Origin of the sequence: Mesorhizobium australicum (genome assembly GCF_900177325.1) — a bacterium.
Lineage (GTDB): Bacteria > Pseudomonadota > Alphaproteobacteria > Rhizobiales > Rhizobiaceae > Mesorhizobium_A > Mesorhizobium_A australicum_A.
Genome location: NZ_FXBL01000004.1, coordinates 4,337,668 through 4,357,671 on the forward strand (window position 1 = coordinate 4,337,668; position 20,004 = coordinate 4,357,671).

Annotated in this window: 20 protein-coding genes and 1 riboswitch; of the genes, 9 read left to right on the forward strand and 11 right to left on the reverse strand. The window is 67.0% G+C overall.

Going from position 1 to position 20,004, the window contains the following annotated elements; translation table 11 throughout:
* The first annotated feature begins 15 nt into the window (after nt 1-15).
* Both B9Z03_RS23825 and B9Z03_RS23830 read left to right on the forward strand, forming a co-directional pair.
* Nucleotides 16-966, forward strand: a complete 951-nt coding sequence (locus B9Z03_RS23825) for a cation diffusion facilitator family transporter (RefSeq protein ID WP_085466496.1) — start codon at nt 16-18, stop codon at nt 964-966.
* Nucleotides 959-1,438 carry a GNAT family N-acetyltransferase gene (locus B9Z03_RS23830; RefSeq protein WP_085466497.1) on the forward strand — a complete coding sequence of 160 codons (480 nt, stop codon included), beginning with the start codon at nt 959-961 and terminating at the stop codon, nt 1,436-1,438. The genes B9Z03_RS23825 and B9Z03_RS23830 overlap by 8 nt, the downstream gene beginning before the upstream one ends.
* Nucleotides 1,439-1,500: 62 nt before the next feature.
* Here B9Z03_RS23830 and pcaF read toward each other — a convergent pair whose 3' ends face one another.
* From pcaF to B9Z03_RS23845, 3 genes are read right to left on the reverse strand one after another with little or no spacing between them, the layout of a single operon-like run.
* Nucleotides 1,501-2,709, reverse strand: a complete 1,209-nt coding sequence (pcaF, locus tag B9Z03_RS23835; RefSeq protein WP_085466498.1) for a 3-oxoadipyl-CoA thiolase — start codon at nt 2,707-2,709, stop codon at nt 1,501-1,503.
* A 4-nt stretch (nt 2,710-2,713) separates the two neighbouring features.
* On the reverse strand, nt 2,714-3,382 hold the full coding sequence (locus B9Z03_RS23840) for a 3-oxoacid CoA-transferase subunit B (protein ID WP_085466499.1): 669 nt from the start codon (nt 3,380-3,382) through the stop codon (nt 2,714-2,716).
* The gene (locus B9Z03_RS23845) at nt 3,379-4,098 is read right to left on the reverse strand and encodes a 3-oxoacid CoA-transferase subunit A (RefSeq protein ID WP_085466500.1); all 720 of its coding nucleotides are present in this window, start codon (nt 4,096-4,098) and stop codon (nt 3,379-3,381) included. The genes B9Z03_RS23840 and B9Z03_RS23845 overlap by 4 nt, the downstream gene beginning before the upstream one ends.
* A 408-nt stretch (nt 4,099-4,506) precedes the next feature.
* On the opposite strand from B9Z03_RS23845, the gene B9Z03_RS23850 reads away from it, so the two are divergent.
* On the forward strand, nt 4,507-5,277 hold the full coding sequence (locus B9Z03_RS23850) for an IclR family transcriptional regulator domain-containing protein (RefSeq protein ID WP_085466501.1): 771 nt from the start codon (nt 4,507-4,509) through the stop codon (nt 5,275-5,277).
* 310 nt (nt 5,278-5,587) lie between these two features.
* On the forward strand, nt 5,588-6,031 hold the full coding sequence (locus tag B9Z03_RS23855; RefSeq protein ID WP_085466502.1) for a hypothetical protein: 444 nt from the start codon (nt 5,588-5,590) through the stop codon (nt 6,029-6,031).
* A gap of 97 nt (nt 6,032-6,128) precedes the next feature.
* On the opposite strand, the gene B9Z03_RS23860 is transcribed toward B9Z03_RS23855, so the two are convergent.
* Nucleotides 6,129-7,616: a mannitol dehydrogenase family protein gene (locus B9Z03_RS23860; RefSeq protein WP_085466503.1), complete on the reverse strand. Its 1,488-nt coding sequence runs from the start codon at nt 7,614-7,616 to the stop codon at nt 6,129-6,131.
* The gene (gene uxuA / locus B9Z03_RS23865) at nt 7,616-8,830 is read right to left on the reverse strand and encodes a mannonate dehydratase (RefSeq protein WP_085466504.1); all 1,215 of its coding nucleotides are present in this window, start codon (nt 8,828-8,830) and stop codon (nt 7,616-7,618) included. Before uxuA ends, B9Z03_RS23860 begins: the two co-directional genes overlap by 1 nt.
* A 124-nt stretch (nt 8,831-8,954) precedes the next feature.
* A riboswitch (TPP riboswitch) is annotated at nt 8,955-9,066 on the forward strand.
* On the opposite strand from uxuA, the gene B9Z03_RS23870 reads away from it, so the two are divergent.
* The 4 genes from B9Z03_RS23870 (at nt 9,056) to B9Z03_RS23885 (ending at nt 12,673) form a co-directional block, all read left to right on the forward strand.
* A complete protein-coding gene (locus B9Z03_RS23870) occupies nt 9,056-9,664 on the forward strand; it encodes a YkoF family thiamine/hydroxymethylpyrimidine-binding protein (RefSeq protein ID WP_085466505.1) in 609 nt (202 codons plus the stop codon). It overlaps the preceding riboswitch by 11 nt.
* 39 nt (nt 9,665-9,703) lie before the next feature.
* Nucleotides 9,704-10,303 carry an ECF transporter S component gene (locus tag B9Z03_RS23875; RefSeq protein WP_244561827.1) on the forward strand — a complete coding sequence of 200 codons (600 nt, stop codon included), beginning with the start codon at nt 9,704-9,706 and terminating at the stop codon, nt 10,301-10,303.
* The gene (locus tag B9Z03_RS23880) at nt 10,296-11,951 is read left to right on the forward strand and encodes an ATP-binding cassette domain-containing protein (RefSeq protein ID WP_139832378.1); all 1,656 of its coding nucleotides are present in this window, start codon (nt 10,296-10,298) and stop codon (nt 11,949-11,951) included. The genes B9Z03_RS23875 and B9Z03_RS23880 overlap by 8 nt, the downstream gene beginning before the upstream one ends.
* A complete protein-coding gene (locus tag B9Z03_RS23885) occupies nt 11,945-12,673 on the forward strand; it encodes an energy-coupling factor transporter transmembrane component T family protein (RefSeq protein ID WP_085466508.1) in 729 nt (242 codons plus the stop codon). The genes B9Z03_RS23880 and B9Z03_RS23885 overlap by 7 nt, the downstream gene beginning before the upstream one ends.
* 9 nt (nt 12,674-12,682) lie before the next feature.
* On the opposite strand, the gene xylA is transcribed toward B9Z03_RS23885, so the two are convergent.
* A complete protein-coding gene (gene xylA, locus B9Z03_RS23890; RefSeq protein ID WP_085466509.1) occupies nt 12,683-13,993 on the reverse strand; it encodes a xylose isomerase in 1,311 nt (436 codons plus the stop codon).
* Nucleotides 13,990-15,444 carry a xylulokinase gene (gene xylB, locus B9Z03_RS23895; RefSeq protein WP_085466510.1) on the reverse strand — a complete coding sequence of 485 codons (1,455 nt, stop codon included), beginning with the start codon at nt 15,442-15,444 and terminating at the stop codon, nt 13,990-13,992. Before xylB ends, xylA begins: the two co-directional genes overlap by 4 nt.
* Nucleotides 15,445-15,676: 232 nt before the next feature.
* On the opposite strand from xylB, the gene B9Z03_RS23900 reads away from it, so the two are divergent.
* Nucleotides 15,677-15,997 (forward strand): hypothetical protein, encoded by a 321-nt coding sequence (locus B9Z03_RS23900; RefSeq protein ID WP_085466511.1) that lies wholly within the window; start codon nt 15,677-15,679, stop codon nt 15,995-15,997.
* 434 nt (nt 15,998-16,431) lie between these two features.
* On the opposite strand, the gene B9Z03_RS23905 is transcribed toward B9Z03_RS23900, so the two are convergent.
* The 4 genes from B9Z03_RS23905 to B9Z03_RS23920 form a co-directional block, all read right to left on the reverse strand.
* A complete protein-coding gene (locus tag B9Z03_RS23905; protein ID WP_085466512.1) occupies nt 16,432-17,751 on the reverse strand; it encodes a tetratricopeptide repeat protein in 1,320 nt (439 codons plus the stop codon).
* A gap of 91 nt (nt 17,752-17,842) precedes the next feature.
* Nucleotides 17,843-18,466 carry a LysE family translocator gene (locus tag B9Z03_RS23910; RefSeq protein WP_085466513.1) on the reverse strand — a complete coding sequence of 208 codons (624 nt, stop codon included), beginning with the start codon at nt 18,464-18,466 and terminating at the stop codon, nt 17,843-17,845.
* Between the two features lie 72 nt (nt 18,467-18,538).
* On the reverse strand, nt 18,539-19,264 hold the full coding sequence (locus B9Z03_RS23915) for an MBL fold metallo-hydrolase (protein WP_244561828.1): 726 nt from the start codon (nt 19,262-19,264) through the stop codon (nt 18,539-18,541).
* On the reverse strand, nt 19,261-19,911 hold the full coding sequence (locus B9Z03_RS23920; RefSeq protein ID WP_085466514.1) for a sulfite oxidase-like oxidoreductase: 651 nt from the start codon (nt 19,909-19,911) through the stop codon (nt 19,261-19,263). The genes B9Z03_RS23915 and B9Z03_RS23920 overlap by 4 nt, the downstream gene beginning before the upstream one ends.
* Nucleotides 19,912-20,004: the final 93 nt, after the last annotated feature.

Below are 20,004 nucleotides of genomic sequence, written 5' to 3' on the forward strand. Positions count from 1 at the left end.
GGAAACGGAGGCGTCATGGCGAGCCAGGGCGGATCGAAGACGGTCATCTACGCCGCGCTCGCCGGCAACCTTCTGATCGCGGCGACCAAGTTCGTCGCGGCCTGGTTCACCGGCAGTTCCGCCATGCTGTCCGAAGGCGTCCACTCGCTGGTCGACACCGGCAATGGCGGCCTGCTGCTCTACGGCATGCACCGCGCCGAGCGCCCGCCGGACCGCAGCCACCCGTTCGGCCACGGCCGCGAGATCTATTTCTGGAGCTTCGTCGTCGCGCTGCTGGTCTTCGCGCTCGGCGCGGGCGTCTCCTTCTACGAGGGCGTGATCCACATCATGCATCCCGAAGAGATCAGCAACCCGACGATCAATTTCATCGTGCTCGGCCTGTCGATCGTCTTCGAGGGTTCGTCTTGGTTCGTGGCGCTGCGCGAGTTCAGCAAGACCAAGGGCAATCTCGGCTATTTCGAAGCCGTCCGCAAATCCAAGGACCCCAGCGTCTTCACCGTCCTGTTCGAGGACTCGGCCGCCCTGCTCGGCCTGGTCATCGCGCTTGCGGGCGTCACCGGCGCGCATCTGCTGCGCATGCCTGAGCTCGACGGCGCAGCCTCCATCGGCATTTCCTTCGTGCTCGCCGGCACGGCGATCTTCCTCGCCCGCGAGACCAAGGGCCTGCTGATGGGCGAACCCGCCTCGCCCGAAATCCAGGCGCGCGTGCTGGAGATCGTCCAGGCCGATCCCGCCGTGCACAAGGCCAACGGCGTGCTCACCGTCCATCTCGGCCCGCACCAGATCGTCATCGGCCTCAGCGCCGATTTCGAGGACACGCTGACCACGCCCGAGATCGAGGCCTGCGTCGAGCGCATCGAGGCGAGGCTGCGCGAGGCGGTGCCGGAGATCACCGGCGTCTTCGTCAAGCCGCAGACCTCGGGCGAATGGCGCCAGCGGCGCGACGAGATCCTGGCCAATGGCTGACCTGACGCCCATCAGCGAGGACGCGCTGCCCCCCATCCTCGCGCTCAACAACGAGCATGCGCGGGAACTCTCCTGGCTGGAGCTGCCAAAGCTCAGGCATCTCGTCGACGAGGCCTTCCTCGCCCTTCGTGCCGGCGAGGCCGACGCCTTCCTGCTCGCCTTCGACCAGGACGCCGACTACGATTCGACAAACTTCCTCTGGTTCAAGGCCCGCTACCCGCGCTTCACTTATGTCGACCGCGTGGCCGTTGCCAGCCATGCCCGCGGCCGCGGCCTCGCCCGCGCCTTCTACGAAACGCTGTTCGCCAAGGCCCGCGCCGCCGGCCACAAGGTCGTGGCCTGCGAGGTCAATTCCGACCCGCCCAATCCTAGCTCCGACGCGTTCCATGCCGCGATGGGCTTTCGGGAGGTGGGTACCGCCGCGATCTATGGCGGCGAGCGGACCGTGCGGTATTTCGTGCGGGAGCTGTGAAGCGCGGCGAAGTTCATCCGCCTGCCCTTACCATCCGCCACCCTAGCGTAAAGGTATAGGGCTCACACCCTCTCGATCGCAATCGCGATGCCCTGGCCGACGCCGATGCACATCGTCGCCAGCGCGAGCTTGCCGCCGCGTTCGCGCAACTCGAGCGCCGCCGTGCCGGCGATGCGCGCACCCGACATGCCGAGCGGATGGCCCAGCGCGATCGCGCCGCCGTTCGGGTTGACGTGCTGCGCGTCCTCGGCGATGCCGAGTTCGCGCAGCACGGCGATGCCTTGGGAGGCAAAGGCTTCGTTCAGTTCGATCACGTCGAAGTCGGTGGGCTTCAGGCCAAGCCGGGCGCAGAGCTTCTGCGTCGCCGGTGCGGGACCGATGCCCATGATGCGCGGCGCAACACCCGCCGTCGCCACGCCCAGAACGCGCGCGATCGGGGTGAGGCCGTATTTCCTCGCCGCCTCCGCCGAGGCGATGATCAGCGCCGCCGCGCCATCGTTGACGCCGGACGCATTGCCCGCCGTCACCGTGCCGCCCTCCTTCTTGAACGGCGTGCCGAGCTTGGCCAGCGCCTCGATCGTCGTGCCCGCGCGCGGATGCTCGTCCTTCGACACGATCACCGGGTCGCCCTTGCGCTGCGGGATCGTGACGGACACGATCTCCTTGCCGAGTCGGCCCGAGTTCTGCGCCGCCACCGCCTTGTCCTGGCTGCGCACCGCGAACGCGTCCTGCGCCTGCCGCGTCACGCCGAACTCCTCGGCGACGTTCTCGCCGGTCTCCGGCATCGAATCGACCCCGTACTGCTTCTTCATCAAGGGGTTGACGAAGCGCCAGCCGATGGTGGTGTCGTAGATCTCGGCATTGCGCGAGAAGGCTTCCGTCGCTTTCGGCATGACGAAGGGCGCGCGCGACATGCTCTCGACGCCGCCCGCGATCATCAGCTCCGCCTCGCCGGCCTTGATCGCACGCGCGGCGATGCCGACCGCGTCCATGCCCGAGCCGCAGAGGCGGTTGACCGTCGAGCCGGGGATCTCCTTCGGCAGGCCGGCGAGCAGCACCGCCATGCGCGCGACGTTGCGGTTGTCCTCGCCCGCCTGGTTGGCGCAGCCGTAGATCGCATCGTCCACCGCGCCCCAGTCCATGCCCGGATTGCGCTCCACCAGCGCCTTCAGCGGCACCGCCGCCAGATCGTCCGCGCGCACCGACGACAGCGACCCGCCAAAGCGGCCGATCGGCGTGCGGATGTAGTCGCAGATATAGGCTTCGGTCATGGTCTCACAGCTCCGGAACGTTCAGGTCTTTAACAGTGCCATCGGCCACCAGCGTCGCCCCGGTCAAGGCCTGCAACTCGTCGAGGCTCATGCCGGGCAGCTTTTCACGAAGGTGAAACTGGCCGCCGACGATGTCGACGACGGCAAGGCTGGTGAAAACGGTCGTCACGCAGCCGACGCCTGTCAGCGGCAGGCGGCACTGCTTGAGCAGCTTCGGCTTGCCGTCCTTGGTGACATGGTCGGTGACCACCCAGACCTGCTTGGCGCCGTGCACGAGGTCCATCGCGCCGCCGACGGCGGGCACCGAGCCGGGGCCCGTGCTCCAGTTGGCGAGGTCGCCGTTCTCGGCCACTTCGTAGGCGCCGAGCACGGCCACGTCGAGATGGCCGCCGCGCACCATCGCGAAGGAATCCGCATGGTGAAAGAAGGATGCGCCCGGATTGAGCGTCACCGCCTTCTTGCCGGCATTGATCAGGTCCCAGTCCTCCTCGCCAACCGGCGGCGCCTCGCCGAAGTCGAGAATGCCGTTCTCCGTGTGGTAGACCACCTCGCGCCCCGCGGGCTTGAACTTGGCGATCATCTCGGGGAAGCCGATGCCGAGATTGACATAGGCGCCGTCCGGCAGGTCCTGCGCCGCGCGCCAGGCGATCTGGGCGTTGGAGAGCTTCTTCATGCCTTCGCTCCCGCGCGCAGCAGTGCCTCTTCCTGGGCGGGGTGAGCCACCTCGACGATCCTGTTGACGAAGATGCCCGGCGTCACGACATGCTCCGGATCGATGCCGCCTGGCTCGACCACGCGGCTCGCCTGCACGATCGTCGTCTTCGCCGCCATCGCCATCAGCGGCGAGAAATTGCGCGCCGCCTTGCTGTAGGTAAGGTTGCCCTTGCGGTCCGCCAGCTCGGCCTTGATGATTGCGACATCCGCCTTCAGCCAGCGCTCCTGCACATACATCCGCCCGTCGAACTCGGCCTGCGGCTTGCCCTCGGCGATCTGCGTGCCGTAGCTCGTCGGCGTGTAGAAAGCCGGAATGCCCGCGCCGCCGGCGCGGATGCGTTCGGCCAGCGTCCCCTGCGGCACCAGCTCCAGCCCGATCTTGCCGGCGAGATAGGCATCGGTGAACGCCTTGGGGTCGGACGAGCGCGGGAACGAGCAGACCATCTTCGCGACCATGCCGGCATAGATCATCGCCGCGATGCCGACGGCGCCGTTGCCGGCATTGTTGTTGATCACCGTCAGGCCGCCGGGGGAACCCGTCCGCCTGTAGCGGTCCACCAGCGCGTGGATCAGCTCGATCGGCGCCCCCGCGCCGCCGAACCCGCCGATCATCACCGACATGCCGTCCTGGATGCAGTCGAGCGCATCCTCGATGCTGGAATAGACCCTGCTCATCCTCGCTCCAGACTCATTCGTAGTGGACCGATCTTCCAAGAAAGTTCGTATTGCGAACTTTTGTTTGATATGCGATACTTCTTATGACATGATCTTCATTAAGTCAAATCCCGGAAGCACCCGGCGCCTCCTCTCCCCGTCGCACAGGCCGAGAGGCGTTTGCCGACGACCGCTCTCTCCCCTCGCCGTCATCCTCGGGCTTGTCCCGAGGATCTGCGATCCTAGGCCAGTCCATCGCGACCCCGGCCATATTCCCAGATCTGGTCGGCAGGCAGATCCTCGGGACAAGCCCGAGGATGACGGCGCAGAAGGCTGTCCCGCCTCTGCCGGTTCTCGCAACATGCTCAGGTTCCACCGACCGGGGAGTCCGTGGGCGCCCGCTGAAACGGCGGCCGGCGGAGATACCCGATGACGGCGACCCAAGACCGCGACCATGTCGGCTCGCTCGAAAAGGGCCTGGGCGTGATGGAGATCCTCGCCGCCCATCCGGACGGCATGACGCTCACGGAGATGGCCGAGGCGGCGGGGCTCACCCGCGCCGGCGCGCGGCGCTTCCTGCTGACGCTGGTCGCTTCCGGCTATGCGCTGCAGGACGGCCGTGTGTTCCGCCTGTCGCCCCGCCTGCTGTCGGTGGCCCGTAGCTGGATCGGCGGCGCCTCGCTCTGGACCTTTGCCGAGCCCTACATGCGCGAGGTGTCCGGACGGCTCAACGAATCCTGCTCGGCCGCCGTACTCTCCGACCTCGATGTGGTTTATGTCGCCCGCGTCGGCTCGACCCGCATCCTCTCGGTCGCCCTGCATGTCGGCACCCGCCTGCCTGCATGGTGCACCTCGATGGGCCGCGTGCTCGCGGCGGGGCTGCCGGACACGGAGATTGACGCCTTCGCCGCACGCTCCGCCCCCTCCCCCCTCACCCCGAAGTCGATCACCGCCCCCGACCGCCTCGCCGCCGCCATCCGGACGGCGCGCGTCGAAGGTCACGCGCTCGTCGACGAGGAACTCGAACTCGGCCTGCGCTCCATCGCCGTCCCGATCCGCGACCGCAGCGGCCGCACCGTCGCTGCGATCAACGTCTCGACCCAGGCGGCCCGCCACACGGTCGAAGAAATGCGCCGCGACATGCTGCCGGCCCTACGTCAGGCGGCGGACCGGATCGAGGCCTATTTCGTCGTGCAGTAGCGCCGTCCTTCTCCCCTTGCGGGAGAAGGTGGCCGAACCGACGCGCAGCGGAGGCGAGGTCGGATGAGGGGTGTTGGACGGAGCGCGAGGTAGCAAAAGTCCGGCGTCGCTGATCCTCAAGGCTTCCTTTCGCCCAGCACGCTCATCCGTCGCCCTTCGTCCGAGTCGCCTCCCCCTGTCGGAGAACGACAGGCGTGGACGGATTTCTCTCGAAACGGCCATCAATCCCGAGATCCGCTCGCGATTTGCAGATTCTTTATCCACGCCCCATCCGGCATCCGCCATCATGACCGCGCGAAAGGAGGCGGCGATGGGTTGGACTGCGCGGGGCAGGAAGAAATGGGACATTATCGACGGCATCGCCATGATGCTGCTCTCGCTTGCCCATCTCGCCGAGCGCGCGGCCGGCGCGTCGCACCACGCCCGCTGCACGGCGCTGTGGGCCCTTCAGCGGGCCGACGGCATCGTCAGGGACTTCGTCGCCGATTCAGCGTGGGAGCTGGCGGGCGAGCACTGGACGCCTGCCGTGCCGGAAATCGACTACGGCTTCGAGCCCGACGATGCGATGGCGCTGGCAAGCTCCCTTCGAGCCCTTGCCCTCGCCGTTCTTGCCATCGCGCAACTCCGCCGCTGGATGAATCCACCCGAGGCTGACAGCGGTAGCCATAAAAGTCGATCGAACCCGGCCGACGGCGGGTCCGCCCAGCGGCGCGGCGCGGCGTTTCTTCGGGTCCAGTTCTGCGACACGTCGTAAGCGCGACCAGGACGATGAAGACAATCCAATTCTTCGCGCCCGCGCAATCCCTTCCGTGGCGACGCCCTTCTGCGTCCAAAAGCAGCTGTCCCGCCGCTTACCCTCTGGCCTCGCTCTCGATCGCCCTGCGCATGCCGTCGGCCAGCATCGTCTCCAGCCGCGACTGCACTGCGCGCCGCCACTCCGGGGCGGCGGCAAGTTCATGCGGAAACAGGCCGGGCAGTGCGAGCAGGCGGTCGACGATCGAGGCGGAATCGTCGTCCAGTCCGCCCAGAAGGGCGGCAATCTCCGCCTCGCGCGGGTCGCGCAGCGCATATCTCTGGCCCGTCTCGTCCATGCCCAGACAATACCGCATCCACGCGGCCGCGGCGAAGGCATAGGCATCCAGCGATCCGCCGGCACGCAGTGTGGCGATTGCCGGTTCGATCAGCCGCTGGGGCAATTTTTGCGTCCCGTCCATGGCGATCTGATACGTCTGGTGGGCGATAGCCGGGTTGGCGAATCGCGACAAAAGGTCGGCCTTGTAGGCTTCGAGATCGACACCCGGCACCGGATCGAGCGTCCGCGCCGCCGCATCCATGTGCCGCGCCACGAGCCGGGCGAGTGCCGCATCCCGCATCACATCGCGGACATATTGATGCCCGGCGATGTAGCCCGAATAGGCGAGCATGGAATGCGCGCCGTTGAGCATCCGAAGCTTCATCTTCTCGTAAGGCGCCACGTCCGTCGCGAAGATCGCGCCGCCGGCTTCCCAGGCCGGCCGGCCGGCGACGAAATCGTCCTCGATCACCCATTGCGTGAACGGCTCGGTCTCCACCGCCGCCCGGTCCTCGAAGCCCGTCAGCCTCTCCGCCTCCGCTAAGGTCGCCTCGGTGCTGGCCGGCGTGATGCGGTCGACCATCGTCGAGGGAAAGGTCACATTGGCCGCAATCCATTCGCCAAGCTCGGCATCGACCGCCGCCGCGAACTCGCCGACAAGCCTCTTCAGCACCTTGCCGTTGTGGGGAAGGTTGTCGCAGCACAGCGCCGTGAACGGCGCGACGCCGCGCGCCCGCCGCAGCCGCAGCGCCTCGACGATCAGGCCGACCGCGCCCGCCGGCCGGCGCGGGTCGGCGAGATCCGGCGCGACCGAGGCGTGCGCGCGGTCGAGCCCGCCGGTCTTCGGGTCGAGACCGTAGCCCTTCTCGGTAATCGTCAGGCTGACGATCTTCGTTTCCGGCGCCGTCAGCGCCGCCATCACCGCCTGCGGCTCGCGCGGCGCGACCAGCACCTTTGCGATGGAGCCCACCACCCGCGCCGACACGCCCTCGGCCCCGCGCACCACCAGCGTATAGAGCCCGTCCTGCGGATTGAGAGCGTCGGCGACATCGGGCGAGCGCAGCGAGACGCCGGCGATCATCCAGTCTCCACCCGCCGCCAGCGCGTCGTCGGTATAGACCGCCTGATGCGCCTTGTGGAACGCCCCCGTGCCAAGATGCACGATGCCGGTTTTTCGGGCAGCGCGGTCGTAGGCGGGAGCATGGGTGGAGGGGGGAAGAATGGACGAAGCGGAGAGGCGGGTCGCTCGCGCCGAACTCACAACCATCACCCTCTCCCCGCCACCGGATGCCCCAGCGCCGCCATCACGCCGCGCAGTTCCGCCAGTCCCTTCAGCCGGCCGATCGCCGGATAACCGGGCTGGGCGCCGCGCGTCAGGTCGTCGAGTATCTCCTGGCCGTGGTCGGGCCGCATCGGGATGACCGCATCCGCCCTGCCCGCCTCGCGCCGCCGCTTCTCCTCCGCCAGCAGTTCGGCCACCACCGCCACCATGTCGGTCTGACCCGCCAGATGCTCGTCCTCGAAGAAGGAGCACGGCACCTCCTCCGTGTCGCGCCGCACATTGCGCAGGTGGACGAAGTGGATCCGGTCCGCCAGCGCCCGCGCCATCGCCGGCAGGTCGTTATCCGGCCGCGCACCGAGCGAGCCGGTGCAGAGCGTCGCGCCGTTCGCCGGCACATCCACCCCATCCAGCACCGCACGATAATCCGCCTCGGTCGACATGATGCGCGGCAGCCCGAGCAGCGGGAACGGCGGATCGTCGGGATGGCAGCAGAGCCTCACCCCGAGCTCCTGCGCCACAGGCGCGACCTTGGCAAGGAAGTCGATCAGGTTCTGCCTCAGCCGCTCCGGCGAGACGCCGTCATAGGTGGCAAGATGCGCCGACAGTTCCGGCAGCGACCAGCTTTCCACCGCGCCGGGCAGGCCTGCGGTGACGTTCGCGGCGAGCTCCTTCTTCCCCGCCTCGCTCATACCGGCAAAGCGCCGCGCCGCCTCCTCCACGACGTGCGTGGGAAAACTCGCCGCCGCGCCCCTGCGCTTCAGGATATGGATGTCGAAGGCGGCGAAATCGGCAAGGTCGAACCGCATCGCCCGCCCGCCATGCCCGACACGCCAGGCGAGGTCCGTGCGGGTCCAGTCCAGCACCGGCATGAAGTTGTAGCAGACCACCTCGATGCCGGCGCGCGCGAGGTTGGCGAGGCTCGCTTTGTAGTGCTCGACATGCGCCTTGAAGTGCCCCGTCTGGGTCTTGATCGCCTCCGACACCGGCAGGCTCTCGACCACCTCCCATTTGAGGCCGCTCATCGACCCGTCGGGCAGGAAGGCGACCTCGCGCTGCCGCTGCTCTATCTCCTCGGCGCGCCACACCTCGCCGGTCGGCACGTGGTGCAGCGCTGTGACGATGCCCTCGACGCCGGCCTGGCGCGCATCCTCGACGGACACCTTGTCCTTCGGTCCGAACCACCGCCAGGTCTGCCGCATCGTTCTCCTCCATTCGCGCAAACTTGTATGGTAGTTCGCGCGAGTGGGTCAAGGCGGCTGTCGACCGCCTGACAAAATCTCATTTCGCCGCTTGCGTTGCGTCCGTCCGCGATGTTATCCGGCGTCCATTCGACAGGGGTGCTCCGTAATGCCGGGGCTGAGATGCGGGCGACATGTCCGTGGACCCTCAAGCTGATCTGGTTAATGCCAGCGGAGCGAGGCGAGATGTTCTCAGGCGCGCAGATTTCCCTGTATCCCATGTCCGACGACTTCGTCGGCATCATCCTCGGCGCGCTTCATGCGCTCGATCCCTACCGATCCGACTTCCGCATCGAGACCGACGACGTCTCGACCCTGATCGTCGGGCCGCCGGAACAGCTCTTCCCCGCCATGCGCGACCTCTTCGCCGCCGCGGCGCGAACGGGCACGCACTGCGTCCTCCACGCCACCGTCTCGCGCGGCTGCCCCGGCGAGCCGGACGATCCGATCTGCACGCCGCTCTCCGGGGCCGGCGTCCGCGGCGATCTGGCCGGACGGATCGCGCAGGCACGCAACGTAGTCGCCGCCGCGGAACTGGCGGGACAGACCGTCGCCGCGCAGTTCTCGCTCTATCCGCTCGGCGCCGTCCAGCACATGGACGAGATCTATGGCTGCATCGACTTCCTCAAGACGTCGGGTGTCTTCGATCGTTCGAAGAACTTCTGCACCAAGCTCAGGGGCGACGCCGGCCCCCTCTTCGCCACGTTGGGCGAAGCCTTCCTGCGCTTCGGCGCGCCGGAAGGACACGTGGCCATGGACCTGACGGTTTCGGCCAACAGCCCGTCCAAGATCTGACGGCCTTTCCCGCCGGCGGCCTGCGCCGGCACCTTTCCCATGTCTGGAGATATCGAGATGAACCAGTACGGCTGGACCTTGCGTGAAATCCTGATCGTCGCCGTGCTCGGCGCGGTATTCGGCGTGCTCTACCTCGCCTGGGTGCAGGTGTGGCTGATCGCGCAGGCGATCTTCGGCCCGGTGACGATGGACGTGGTGATGGGCTTCTGGTTCATCGTCTCGATCATCGCCGGCGCGATCATCCGCAAGCCGGGAGCGGCGCTGCTGTCGGAACTGCTGGCAGCACTCGTGCAGGTTCTGCTCGGCAGTCCGGCCGGCCTTCTGCTGCTCGTCACCGGCCTAGTCCAGGGCGCAGGCGCGGAGGCCGTGTTCGCCGCGACGCGCTGGAAGAATTACCGCCTGCCGGTGCTGATGGCGGCCGGCGTCGGGGCGGCCGTGTTCTCGTTCGTCTACACCTGGATCCGCTTCGACTACGGCGCACTCGCCCCCGGCCTGGTGGTCACGATGTTCGTCCTGCGCTGCCTCAGCGGCGCGCTGCTCGGCGGCCTGGCCGGCCACCTCATCACCGAGGCGCTCTACAAGACCGGCGTGCTCTCCGGCCTTGCGATCGACCGCGACCGCCGGTCCGGACATGCCTGACGATCTCGTCGCGTGGCGCGACCTGGCCGTCCGCTATCCCTATCAGGAACGCGACGCGGTCGGTCCGGTCACGTTGTCGCTACGGCGCGGCGAGAGGTTGCTTCTGCTCGGCCCATCCGGCGCGGGCAAGTCGACGCTGCTCGCCACCGTCAACGGCCTCGTGCCGAACGCCATCCCGGCGACGGTGGCCGGCAGCGTCAAACTGGCGGGCCGCGACGCAACCTCGCGCTCGCCGGCCGAATGGTCGGACACGATCGCCTGGCTGCATCAGGACGCCGAGCAGACGCTCTGCGGCATGAGCGTCGCCGACGAGATCGCCTTCGCGCTGGAGAACCGCCGCCTGCCGGAAGACGAGATCGGCCGGCGGGTCGAGGACGCGATGCAGCGCACCGGCATTCCCGTCGCCTGGCACGACCGCCGCACGGCCACCTTGTCGGGCGGCGAACGGCAGCTCGTCGCGCTGGCGGCCACGCTGGCGCAGGATGCGCCGCTGTTCATCGCCGACGAGCCGACCGCCCACCTCGCCCCGGAGGCCGCCGCGCGACTGCGGACGCTGCTGCTCGAACCGCGCGACGACCGCGGCGTGCTGGTCGTCGACCACCGGCTCGACGGCCTGATCGGCGACATCGACCGGGTGGCGGTGCTCGACGCCGCCGGACGGTTGTTCGCTGAGGATGCGCCGCGCAGGCTGTTCCGCACCCATGGCGCGGACCTCGCCGCCCGCGGCATCTGGCGGCCGGCGGCGTCGGGACTGGATGAAGAACTCTCCAGAGCGGGCATCACGCTCGATGTGCCACCGCTGTCGGTCGACGAGGCCCTGCGCGCCGTCGATGCATTGGGCAAGACCCAGCGGATCGCGGCGGCTAGCGCCATTCGATCCTTCGTTGCGGGCCGATGCATCTCCCCTGCCCCGGTAATGGGCAACGAACCGCTCGTGCGTCTGACAGACGCAGCCTGCGCGCCGCTGTTCGGCCCGGTCGTGTTGCGGGGCATTACGCTGGAGGTGAGAAGCGGCGAGTGCCTCGCCATCCTTGGCCGCAACGGCGCAGGCAAGTCGACGCTGAGTGCGACGCTGGCCGGTCTGCTGCGGCTGCTCGCTGGGCGCCGCGACGGCCCGCCCGGCGGCATGGCCTTCCAGAACCCCGAGAGCCAGCTGATGGCCGGCTCGGTGCGCGAAGAGATCGCGGACGCGCTCGGCCGGACGGTCGCGAAGGAGAAGCGGTTCGCGCAAGCGGATCAGCTGCTCGCGGACTGGGGGCTCGCCGGTCTCGAGCGGCGTCATCCGTTCGAGTTGTCGGCGGGCCAGAAGCGCCGGCTTGCGTTGCTCGCTCTGGTCGCCGCCGACCGCTGGCCGCTGTTGGTGCTGGACGAACCGACCGCCGGCCTCGACGCGGCAGGCGTCGAGGCCCTGTCGCGCCGGCTGCACTTCCTCGCGCAGGGCGGGCGGGCTCTGGCCGTCGTCACCCACGACATGGATTTCGCGCTGAAGACCTGCACGCGTGCGGTGCTTGTCGGCGACGGAGGCATTCTCGGCGACCGGCCGATGATCGAGCTCGCCCGCGATGCCGCCCTGCTCCGGCAGGCCGGACTGGAGGAGCCGGCGACGATGCCGGCCCTGCGTTGGCTGGAGGAACATGCACCATGCTGAGCCGGCTCCATCCGCTGCCCAAGCTCCTTGTCTGCCTCGCCTGGGTGAGCGCCTCGATCCTGGTCTTCGACGCGCGTTTCCAGGCGGCCATCGTACTCGTCGCGGCCGCGGCGCTGATCCTGCTCGAACGCAAACCGCCGCTCGTCGTGGCGGCGCTTATGGTCCCGTTCGCCCTATTCGGCTTCGGCTTCCTCACCACCAGCGTTCTGTTCCGAGAAGAGAGCGACTTCGCGCTGCGCATGGCGGGCGAGTCGCCGTTCGGCTCGGCGGCGTTCTCGGCCGGGATCGTGCTGTTCCTGCGCGCGGTGGCCTGCGGCATGGTGTCGGCGCTGTTCGCGCTGACCACCGATCCGGGCGGCTTCATCAAGGCGCTGATGGCGAACTGGCGGCTGTCGCCGCGCATCGGCTACGCGCTGTTCTCCGCACTGCACCTTGTGCCCGACCTCGCGGCGCAAGCGCAGCAGATCCGCCTCGCGCGCGCCATGCGCAGCGGCCGCCCGCCGCGCCGCATCCCCGGCCCGTTCGAAACTGCGTCCCTCGTCGTGCCGCTGCTCGCCTACGCCATCCGCCGCGCCAGCCGCGCGGCGATCGCGATGGAGGTGCGCGGCCTCGACGGCGGCCCCCGCACGATCACCGCCGCGCCACGGCTTGAGCGAGCGGATGGATGGTTCGTCGTGAGTGCTGTCGGCCTTCTTGGCGTGCTGGTTGTCACAGCGAGCTAAGGCCTAGCCTCACACGTAGCGATTGACCACGTTCTCCAGCCACTCCTGGCGGCCCGACTTCGGCTGCGGCTCGATCTTCTTCTTCACCACGCGCTCCGAGAGGTCTTCCAGCGTACGCTTGCCAGAAAGGATCGCCTTGCCTTCCGCACTCTTCCAGCCCGCGTAGCGTTCTTCCAGCGGACCGGAGAGCGCCTTGTCCTCGATCATCCTGGCGGCCGCCTTGAGGCCGCGCGCGCAGCAGTCCATGCCGCCGATATGGGCGACGAGCAGGTCCTGCGGGTCGAGCGACTGGCGACGCAGCTTGGCGTCGAAGTTCGTGCCACCGGTCTTGAAGCCGCCGGCCTTAAGCACCTCGTAGAAGGCGAGCGCCATCTCCGGTACATTGTTCGGGAACTGGTCGGTGTCCCAGCCGGACTGGTAGTCGTTGCGGTTCATATCGATCGAGCCGAAGATGCCCAGCGCGGCCGCTGTCGCCAGTTCGTGCTCGAACGTGTGGCCGGCGAGGATCGCGTGGCCCTGCTCGATATTGACCTTGACCTCCTTCTCGAGGCCGAAATCCTTGAGGAAGCCGTAGACCGTCGCGACGTCGTAGTCGTATTGGTGCTTGGTCGGCTCCTGCGGCTTCGGCTCGATCAGGATCGTGCCCTTCAAGCCGATGCGATGCTTGTAGTCGACGACCATCGACAGGAATCGACCGGCCTGCTCGCGTTCGCGCTTCATGTCGGTATTGAGCAGCGTCTCATAGCCTTCGCGGCCGCCCCACAGCACATAGTTCTCGCCCTTGAGCGTCTTGGTCGCGTCGAGGCAAGCCTTCACGGTCGCCGCCGCATAGGCGAAGACGTCCGGATCGGGATTGGTCGCGGCACCCGCCATATAGCGACGGTTGGAGAACAGATTCGCGGTGCCCCACAGAAGCTTGACCCCGGTCTCCTTCTGCTTGGCGCCGAGGAGGTCGACGATCTCCTCGAAACGGCCGAGACTTTCCGAGAAGGTCTTGCCCTCGGGCCGGATGTCGGCGTCGTGGAAGCAGTAATAGGGCACGCCCAGCAGCGTGAACATCTCGAAGGCGACGTCGGCCTTGAGCCTGGCGCCTTCCATGGTTTCGCCGAACCACGGACGCTCGAAAGTCTGGCCGCCGAACGGATCGCCGCCCGGCCAAGCAAAAGAATGCCAGTAGGCGACGGAGAAGCGCAGATGGTCCTCCATCCGCTTGCCGGCGACCACCTCGTCGGGATTGTAGAACCGGTAGGCGAGCGGATTGGTGGAGTCTGGCCCCTCATACTTGACCGGCTTGATGTCGCCGAAAAATCCCGTGCTCACGTCGTTGCTCCCTTGATGGCAGGATAAAGACCGCGCCAGCGCGTCCACGCGTCCTCATAGGACGGAAGGAGGCGGGCGTCGGGTTCGATGGTGGCGGAGGTCGCCGGCGGTGTACAGACGGCGAGCGGATCGGCGGAGGTGGCAGCGATGAGGCCAAGGCGGGCAGCGCCGAACGCTGCGCCGAAATCGCCATCGGCCGGGATTTCGACCGCGAGACCGAGCGCATCGGCGATGATCCCGAGCCAGTAGCGCGAACGCGAGCCGCCACCGATCGCGGTCACGCGGGCGAGTTCCGTGCCGGCCGCCCGTAGCGCCTCCAGATTGTCGCGCAGTGCGAAGGCGACGCCTTCAAGCACCGCCTGCGTCAAGGCCGCCCGCCCGCTCTCATGGCCGAGGCCCGCAAAGGCGCCGCGGATCGCGGCGTCGTTGTGTGGGGTACGCTCGCCGGAGAGGTAGGGGAGGAACGTGACCTTGCCAGGACCCTTTGGCACATCGCCAAGTTCGGCAGTGAGTTCCTGCGCGTCGCGGCCGGTGATCTCGCAGAGCCAGTTGAGCGAATCCGTTGCCGACAGGATGACACCCATCTGATGCCAGGTGTCCGGCAGGGCGTGGCAGAAGGTGTGGACCGCGCTTTCGGGGTTCGGCAGGTAGGAGGCGTTGGCGGCGAACAGCACGCCCGACGTGCCGAGGGAGACGAAGGCGCGGCCTTCCGCGACCGTGCCCATGCCGATCGCCGAGGCCGCATTGTCCCCTGCCCCGCCGGCGACCACGACATTGCCACCCATGCCCCAGCGCGCCGCGACAGAGCCGCGCAGGATGCCGCCGGGAGCGGTGCCCTCGACCAGCGACGGCATGTGCTCCTCGCCCAGATCCGTCGCTGCGAGCAGTTCCGGCGACCAGCGGCGCCCGCCTGTGTCGAGCCAGGACGTGCCGGCCGAATCCGACATTTCTGAAATATGCTCACCGGTCAGCCAAAGCCTGAGATAGTCCTTCGGCAGCAGTACCTTGCGCACCTGCGCGAAGATCTTCGGCTCGTTCGCCTTCACCCACGCGAGCTTCGGCGCGGTGAAGCCCGGGAAGACAATGTTGCCCGAGATCTTTCGGAACCTTGGATCAGCATCGAGCGCGGCCGCTTCCCTGAAGCTGCGCGTATCGTTCCACAGGATGCAGGGCCGCAGCACCTCATCACCGGCGCCGAGCAGCGTCGCGCCATGCATCTGGCCGGAGAGACCGATGCCTTTGACCGCCGCGATCTCCCTGGAATGGCTGGCCTTCAGCGCGTGAAGGGCTTCCTCGGTTGCCCGCACCCAGTCGGCCGGCTCCTGCTCGGACCACCCAGGATGCGGCCGCGAGACGTCGAGATGTCCGTTAGCCGAGGCGACAACGCGCTGGTCCCCGTCGATCAGCAGCGCCTTGACGCCGGACGTTCCGAGATCGAGACCGAGATACATGTTCCGCTTCCTCCCGGCCGGTCGCGCGTGCTCGTGCACGTCTCTTGGGTTCCGGCCAGACGCGATCGCGTCGACTCTCCCATACCAGAAGCGGCGCGAATTTGAACCGATTTTTTTCGCATCCCGGATTAATTCTGGTCGGACCAGCATTCGACGCTGTTTACGGGCCGCAATCCTTCAACCTAGACTAGCTGCCAGGTTGGGGGACTCCAATGTGAGAAGAATTACGACATTGCTCGCGCTGAGCTTGGCCGTCGGTGCCTGCACCACGAGCGAAGATGGCTACGCGCGCCTTCAGAGGGCCGTCAAAAACCCCGATATCGGACGCGAGGCGCATTCAGAATGCACTGAGATCGTCGGGATGAAATCCCAAAAGGTGCGTAAACAGCTTGCCGAAGCCATTGGGGTATCGCGGGCGATGGCGCCGAGCATCTACTGCAAGCGCGTTTTTGACGGCGTGACGTCTGGTCGTCTGACACGTGCCGACTGGGATTCCTTGGACAGCGGCAGGCCTACCGAGAACCTGATCAGGGTTGTCAGGGGCCGAGGCTGATCACAGCCTCCGTCAGCTTCTGCGCTTCGCCGCATCAGCCATGTCCCCTTGCACTCCGCGGTTGGGTGTGTAGCCTGATATTCAACAACTGCGCGGTGGGGGAAGTATGATGCATCGTACTGCGACTATGGCACTTGTCGTTCTGACGTTAGGCGGGTGCAGTACCAGCGGAAATCTTAGTTACAGCGATGGTCAGGCGGCGATGCGCCAGAATGACAAGATTCGCACAGATGCCATCACGATCTGTATTCGTGAATGGCAGAAAGAGTCTAGGGCGGAGCAGGAACAGATGGCGGCCTTCGCAGGCACCTCGGTGGCCGCCATGCCCCGGACGGTCTGCACTCGCGTGCTCAATGCTTGGAAAAGCGGACGACTGACAGAACAGGATATGAATTCAGCATTGCGAGGAAATCCGACTCCTAAGACGATCAGGGTCATACGGGGGTAAGGTCGCGAGCTCGGCTTTGGAATAATTTCGACAGTGGACTGTGAGGCCGCGCGACCATGCGTTCTTCCGTGAGTCTCTGTGCCCTCGCGGCATCTCCCGAGCGGATGGCGGCCTCGATCAGCGTCAGGTCGATCACGTCGCGCTGGGCGTGGCTGCCGCCGAAGCGATGGGCGATTGCGCGAATCGGACCGAGCAGTTCGACCGCAGTGCGGTAGTCGCCATTCTCGAAGGCGAGGATGCCTCGCGTCGCCGGCAGGCCGATGGCGCGGGTGAAGCCGGCATTGTCGCCGCCCCCCTCGACGGCCGCTTCCTGCGTCGCCAGCAAGGTCCGCGCCGCATCCGTCCGGCCGGCGGCGGCGAAGGCCATCATCGCATGCATATCGTTGAAAGCGTAGTTGCCGTCGCCGGCGAGCGGCGTCCAGTTGTCCGCCAGCACCTGCCAACGCTCGCCAGCCTCCACGCCGCCGAGATGCAGCCGCCACAGGAGCGCGGCCGCGTCGACCATGTTGAGCGCCAGCGTCGAGTGGTCGCCATAGATAGGCCCGTCATAGAGCGAGAATATCTCATCGTGCTCGCCGAGATCGTAATGGAACAGCGCGAGGTGCCACCAGTTGTGCACCTTCATGAAGCTGTCGTCCGCCCCGTTGGCGAAGGCCGTCTTCATCCAGCCGATGCCGTCGGCCTGGCGGCACTGCATTTCCATGACATGGGCCACCGCGTGCTGGCCCCATCCGTCGTGCGGCTCAAGCTCGACCGCTTTTCGGCCCGCAGCCTCTGCGGCGGTGTAGTCGCCCGTCTCTTCGAGACCGAAGGCATGGGCAGCAAGCAAGGCGTGATAGCCCGGCATCGCATGATCCCAGTGCGGCAGCGCGCCAGCGATCCGGTCGCGCAGCATCGGCGCGTTGCCGGTGAAGAAGTCGATCTGGTGCCCGGCCTGGAGCGCCAGCGCGTCACGCGGGAAGTCGCGCGCGACCGCCGCAAGGGTCTCGCCCGCGCCGTTCCATTCGCCGCCGACGAGGCGGCCGAGCGCGGCGACATGGCCGGCCTCGCGCGCGGTCATCGGCAGGTTCTTGACTGTCGCGTGGATTTGCCGCGCGACGTCCATCGCCGCCTTGTCGGTCGACAGGCCGTAGAGCCATGCCTTCAGCATCTGGGCCATGACGAAGCCGGGCGATTCCGCGATCGCCGCATTGGCGGAGGCCACCGGATCGCCGGTGAAGGTCTGCAATTGGCGCAGGCCCCGCTCGTAATGTTCGAGCGACGCCGCGTTCGCGCCGGTGACGATGTTGCCCAGTCTGTCGCGCATAGTCTCTTCGCCGATTGCCCGCGACAACCATAGACCCACCATCCGCGCCGGTCGAGAACGGGATCGACGCGGCGAAAGTGTCGCGGGGAATCTATTGCCCCTGCCGTATCGCCACCGTCGCGACACCGGCGCCGACGAGCAGCGAGCCGCCGGTGCGGTTGAAGATGCGGATGGCGCGTTCGCTGGCGAAGACGCTGCGGGCGCGCGCGGCGATCAGCGCGTAGCCGAAGGCGTTGCAGAAAGCGAGCACGAGGAACGTCGCCTCGAAGATCGCCATCTGGGGCCAGAAGTCGGCGTGGCGGTCGAGGAACTGCGGCAGGAAGGCGACGAAGAAGGTGATGCTCTTGGGGTTGAGCGCCGTGACCAGCCAGGCATGCGCCAGCATCTTCGCAGCGCTCGCGACATCGCGCCGCGGCTCCGCCCCGAGCGTGCCGCCAGCCCGGAAGAGCTTTACCCCCAGCCAGATGAGGTAGGCCGCGCCGATCCACTTCAGCACGGTGAACAGTGTCGCCGAGGCCATCAGCAGCGCGCCGATGCCGAGCATCGACAGCGTCATGGCGGTGAAGTCGCCGAGCGCAACGCCGACCGCCATCGGCAGCGCAGTGCGCCAGCCCTGGCCGAGCGCATAGGAGACCACGAGCAGGATCGTCGGGCCGGGAATGACCAGCAGCACCGCCGAGGCGGCGGCGAAGGCGAGCCAGGTTTCGAAAGTCATGGGAATGCTCCTCGCGTTGAAAGCAAGGATAAATCCCTCGGCCGGGAAGGATGTAAAGCGGAATTGTTTGGCTCAGACGCCGCTGCCGTTTTCCAGATAATTCCGCGCGATCTCGCGCATCCGCGCACCATCGAACGGTTCGCCGTGGCCGCCAAAGACCACCTTCGCATCGACCTCCTCGATCAGACGGCGCATCGTGGCGCGGTAGGCAACCTTGTCGCTGCAGGGCATGTCGTCGAGAAGCAGGTCGTCATAGATCGCGTCGCCCGCGAACAGCACGCCGTTGGCCTCGTCGAACAGCGCGATGCAGGGCGAATGGCCGGGCAGTTCAAGCACGGCAAACGAGCGGTCGCCGAGGTCGACCCGGTCGCCTTCCTGCAGCGGAAGCGTCAAGGGGGCCGGCTGGAGGCGATAGTCGGTGATCTTCCATCCTGGCATGGGCAACCGCGTCACGGGCGCCTCGCGCTCGCGATACTCCTCGGCATATGTCGCCTCGTCGGGCATCGTCTCGTAGAGCTCTGTTTCGGCGGCAAGGCCGGCGCGATCAGCAAACTCGTGCAGAGCGCCGACGTGGTCGACATGGACATGTGTGGCAAGCGCGAGGACCGGCTTGCCCTGGGTCAGCGGCAGCACGGGCTTAAGCGGCAGGATGCCCATGCCTGCGTCGACCAGGAGGTCACGGTCGCGGCCGCGCACGAAATAGAGGTTGGCGCTGTAATAGGGATCGACATAAGGCTCGGTGAGGCGGGTAACGCCGTGGCCCGCATCCGACAGGTGGTACCATTCGTCCGGCGTCACGAATAGCGCTCCTCGTTCCAGGGGTCGCCGCGGTCATGATAGCCATTTCGCTCCCAAAAGCCGGGCTTGTTGCGGTCGAGGAAATGGACGCGGTTGATCCACTTCGCACTCTTCCAGAAATAGAGATGCGGCACGACCAGTCGCACCGGACCGCCATGGTCGCGCGTCAGCGGTTTGCCTTCCCAGCTGTGCGCAACGATCGCGTCTTCCGCTGCGAAGTCCTCGATCGTCAGGTTGGTCGTGTAGCCGTCGCTGGAATACAGCTCGACGAAGCGCGCCTCCGGGCGCGGCATGACGACGTCCAGGAGATCGCGCGTCGATACGCCGTCCCAGCGGTTGTCGTAGCGCGACCAGGTGGTCACGCAGTGGATGTCGGTAACGAAGCTCGTCTGCGGCTGGGCCTTGAACTGCGAAAAATTCCAACTGACCGGGTGTTCAACCGCGCCGATGACGTCGAGCCGAAACGATTGCTCCGACACTTGCGGCGTCATGCCGAGGTCGAGGATCGGCCAGTCGCGCACGAGATGCTGGCCTGGCGGCAGGCGCTCATGCTCGCCGCGGACGACCTTTCCCGTCAGGAACTTCCCTTCGGCCGCCCATTTGCGCTTGGTTCGGGTGAGCTTGGTCTCGTCGGTCGGTTCAGTCATCGTGGCATCTCCTTCACCCAAGGTAGTCCCACGGATATCCGACGCAAGACCTATCGCGGCAGGGTGATCTCGCGCAGCACGATGAACCGTTCG

Bases quoted from the DNA above. Each gene is read 5' to 3' on its own strand.
- B9Z03_RS23825 (WP_085466496.1), top strand. From the start codon at position 16: ATGGCGAGCCAGGGCGGATCGAAGACGGTCATCTACGCCGCGCTCGCC.
- B9Z03_RS23830 (WP_085466497.1), top strand. From the start codon at position 959: ATGGCTGACCTGACGCCCATCAGCGAGGACGCGCTGCCCCCCATCCTC.
- pcaF (WP_085466498.1), bottom strand. From the start codon at position 2,709: ATGACCGAAGCCTATATCTGCGACTACATCCGCACGCCGATCGGCCGC.
- B9Z03_RS23840 (WP_085466499.1), bottom strand. From the start codon at position 3,382: ATGAAGAAGCTCTCCAACGCCCAGATCGCCTGGCGCGCGGCGCAGGAC.
- B9Z03_RS23845 (WP_085466500.1), bottom strand. From the start codon at position 4,098: ATGAGCAGGGTCTATTCCAGCATCGAGGATGCGCTCGACTGCATCCAG.
- B9Z03_RS23850 (WP_085466501.1), top strand. From the start codon at position 4,507: ATGACGGCGACCCAAGACCGCGACCATGTCGGCTCGCTCGAAAAGGGC.
- B9Z03_RS23855 (WP_085466502.1), top strand. From the start codon at position 5,588: ATGGGTTGGACTGCGCGGGGCAGGAAGAAATGGGACATTATCGACGGC.
- B9Z03_RS23860 (WP_085466503.1), bottom strand. From the start codon at position 7,616: ATGGTTGTGAGTTCGGCGCGAGCGACCCGCCTCTCCGCTTCGTCCATT.
- uxuA (WP_085466504.1), bottom strand. From the start codon at position 8,830: ATGCGGCAGACCTGGCGGTGGTTCGGACCGAAGGACAAGGTGTCCGTC.
- B9Z03_RS23870 (WP_085466505.1), top strand. From the start codon at position 9,056: ATGTTCTCAGGCGCGCAGATTTCCCTGTATCCCATGTCCGACGACTTC.
- B9Z03_RS23875 (WP_244561827.1), top strand. From the start codon at position 9,704: ATGTCTGGAGATATCGAGATGAACCAGTACGGCTGGACCTTGCGTGAA.
- B9Z03_RS23880 (WP_139832378.1), top strand. From the start codon at position 10,296: ATGCCTGACGATCTCGTCGCGTGGCGCGACCTGGCCGTCCGCTATCCC.
- B9Z03_RS23885 (WP_085466508.1), top strand. From the start codon at position 11,945: ATGCTGAGCCGGCTCCATCCGCTGCCCAAGCTCCTTGTCTGCCTCGCC.
- xylB (WP_085466510.1), bottom strand. From the start codon at position 15,444: ATGTATCTCGGTCTCGATCTCGGAACGTCCGGCGTCAAGGCGCTGCTG.
- B9Z03_RS23905 (WP_085466512.1), bottom strand. From the start codon at position 17,751: ATGCGCGACAGACTGGGCAACATCGTCACCGGCGCGAACGCGGCGTCG.
- B9Z03_RS23910 (WP_085466513.1), bottom strand. From the start codon at position 18,466: ATGACTTTCGAAACCTGGCTCGCCTTCGCCGCCGCCTCGGCGGTGCTG.
- B9Z03_RS23920 (WP_085466514.1), bottom strand. From the start codon at position 19,911: ATGACTGAACCGACCGACGAGACCAAGCTCACCCGAACCAAGCGCAAA.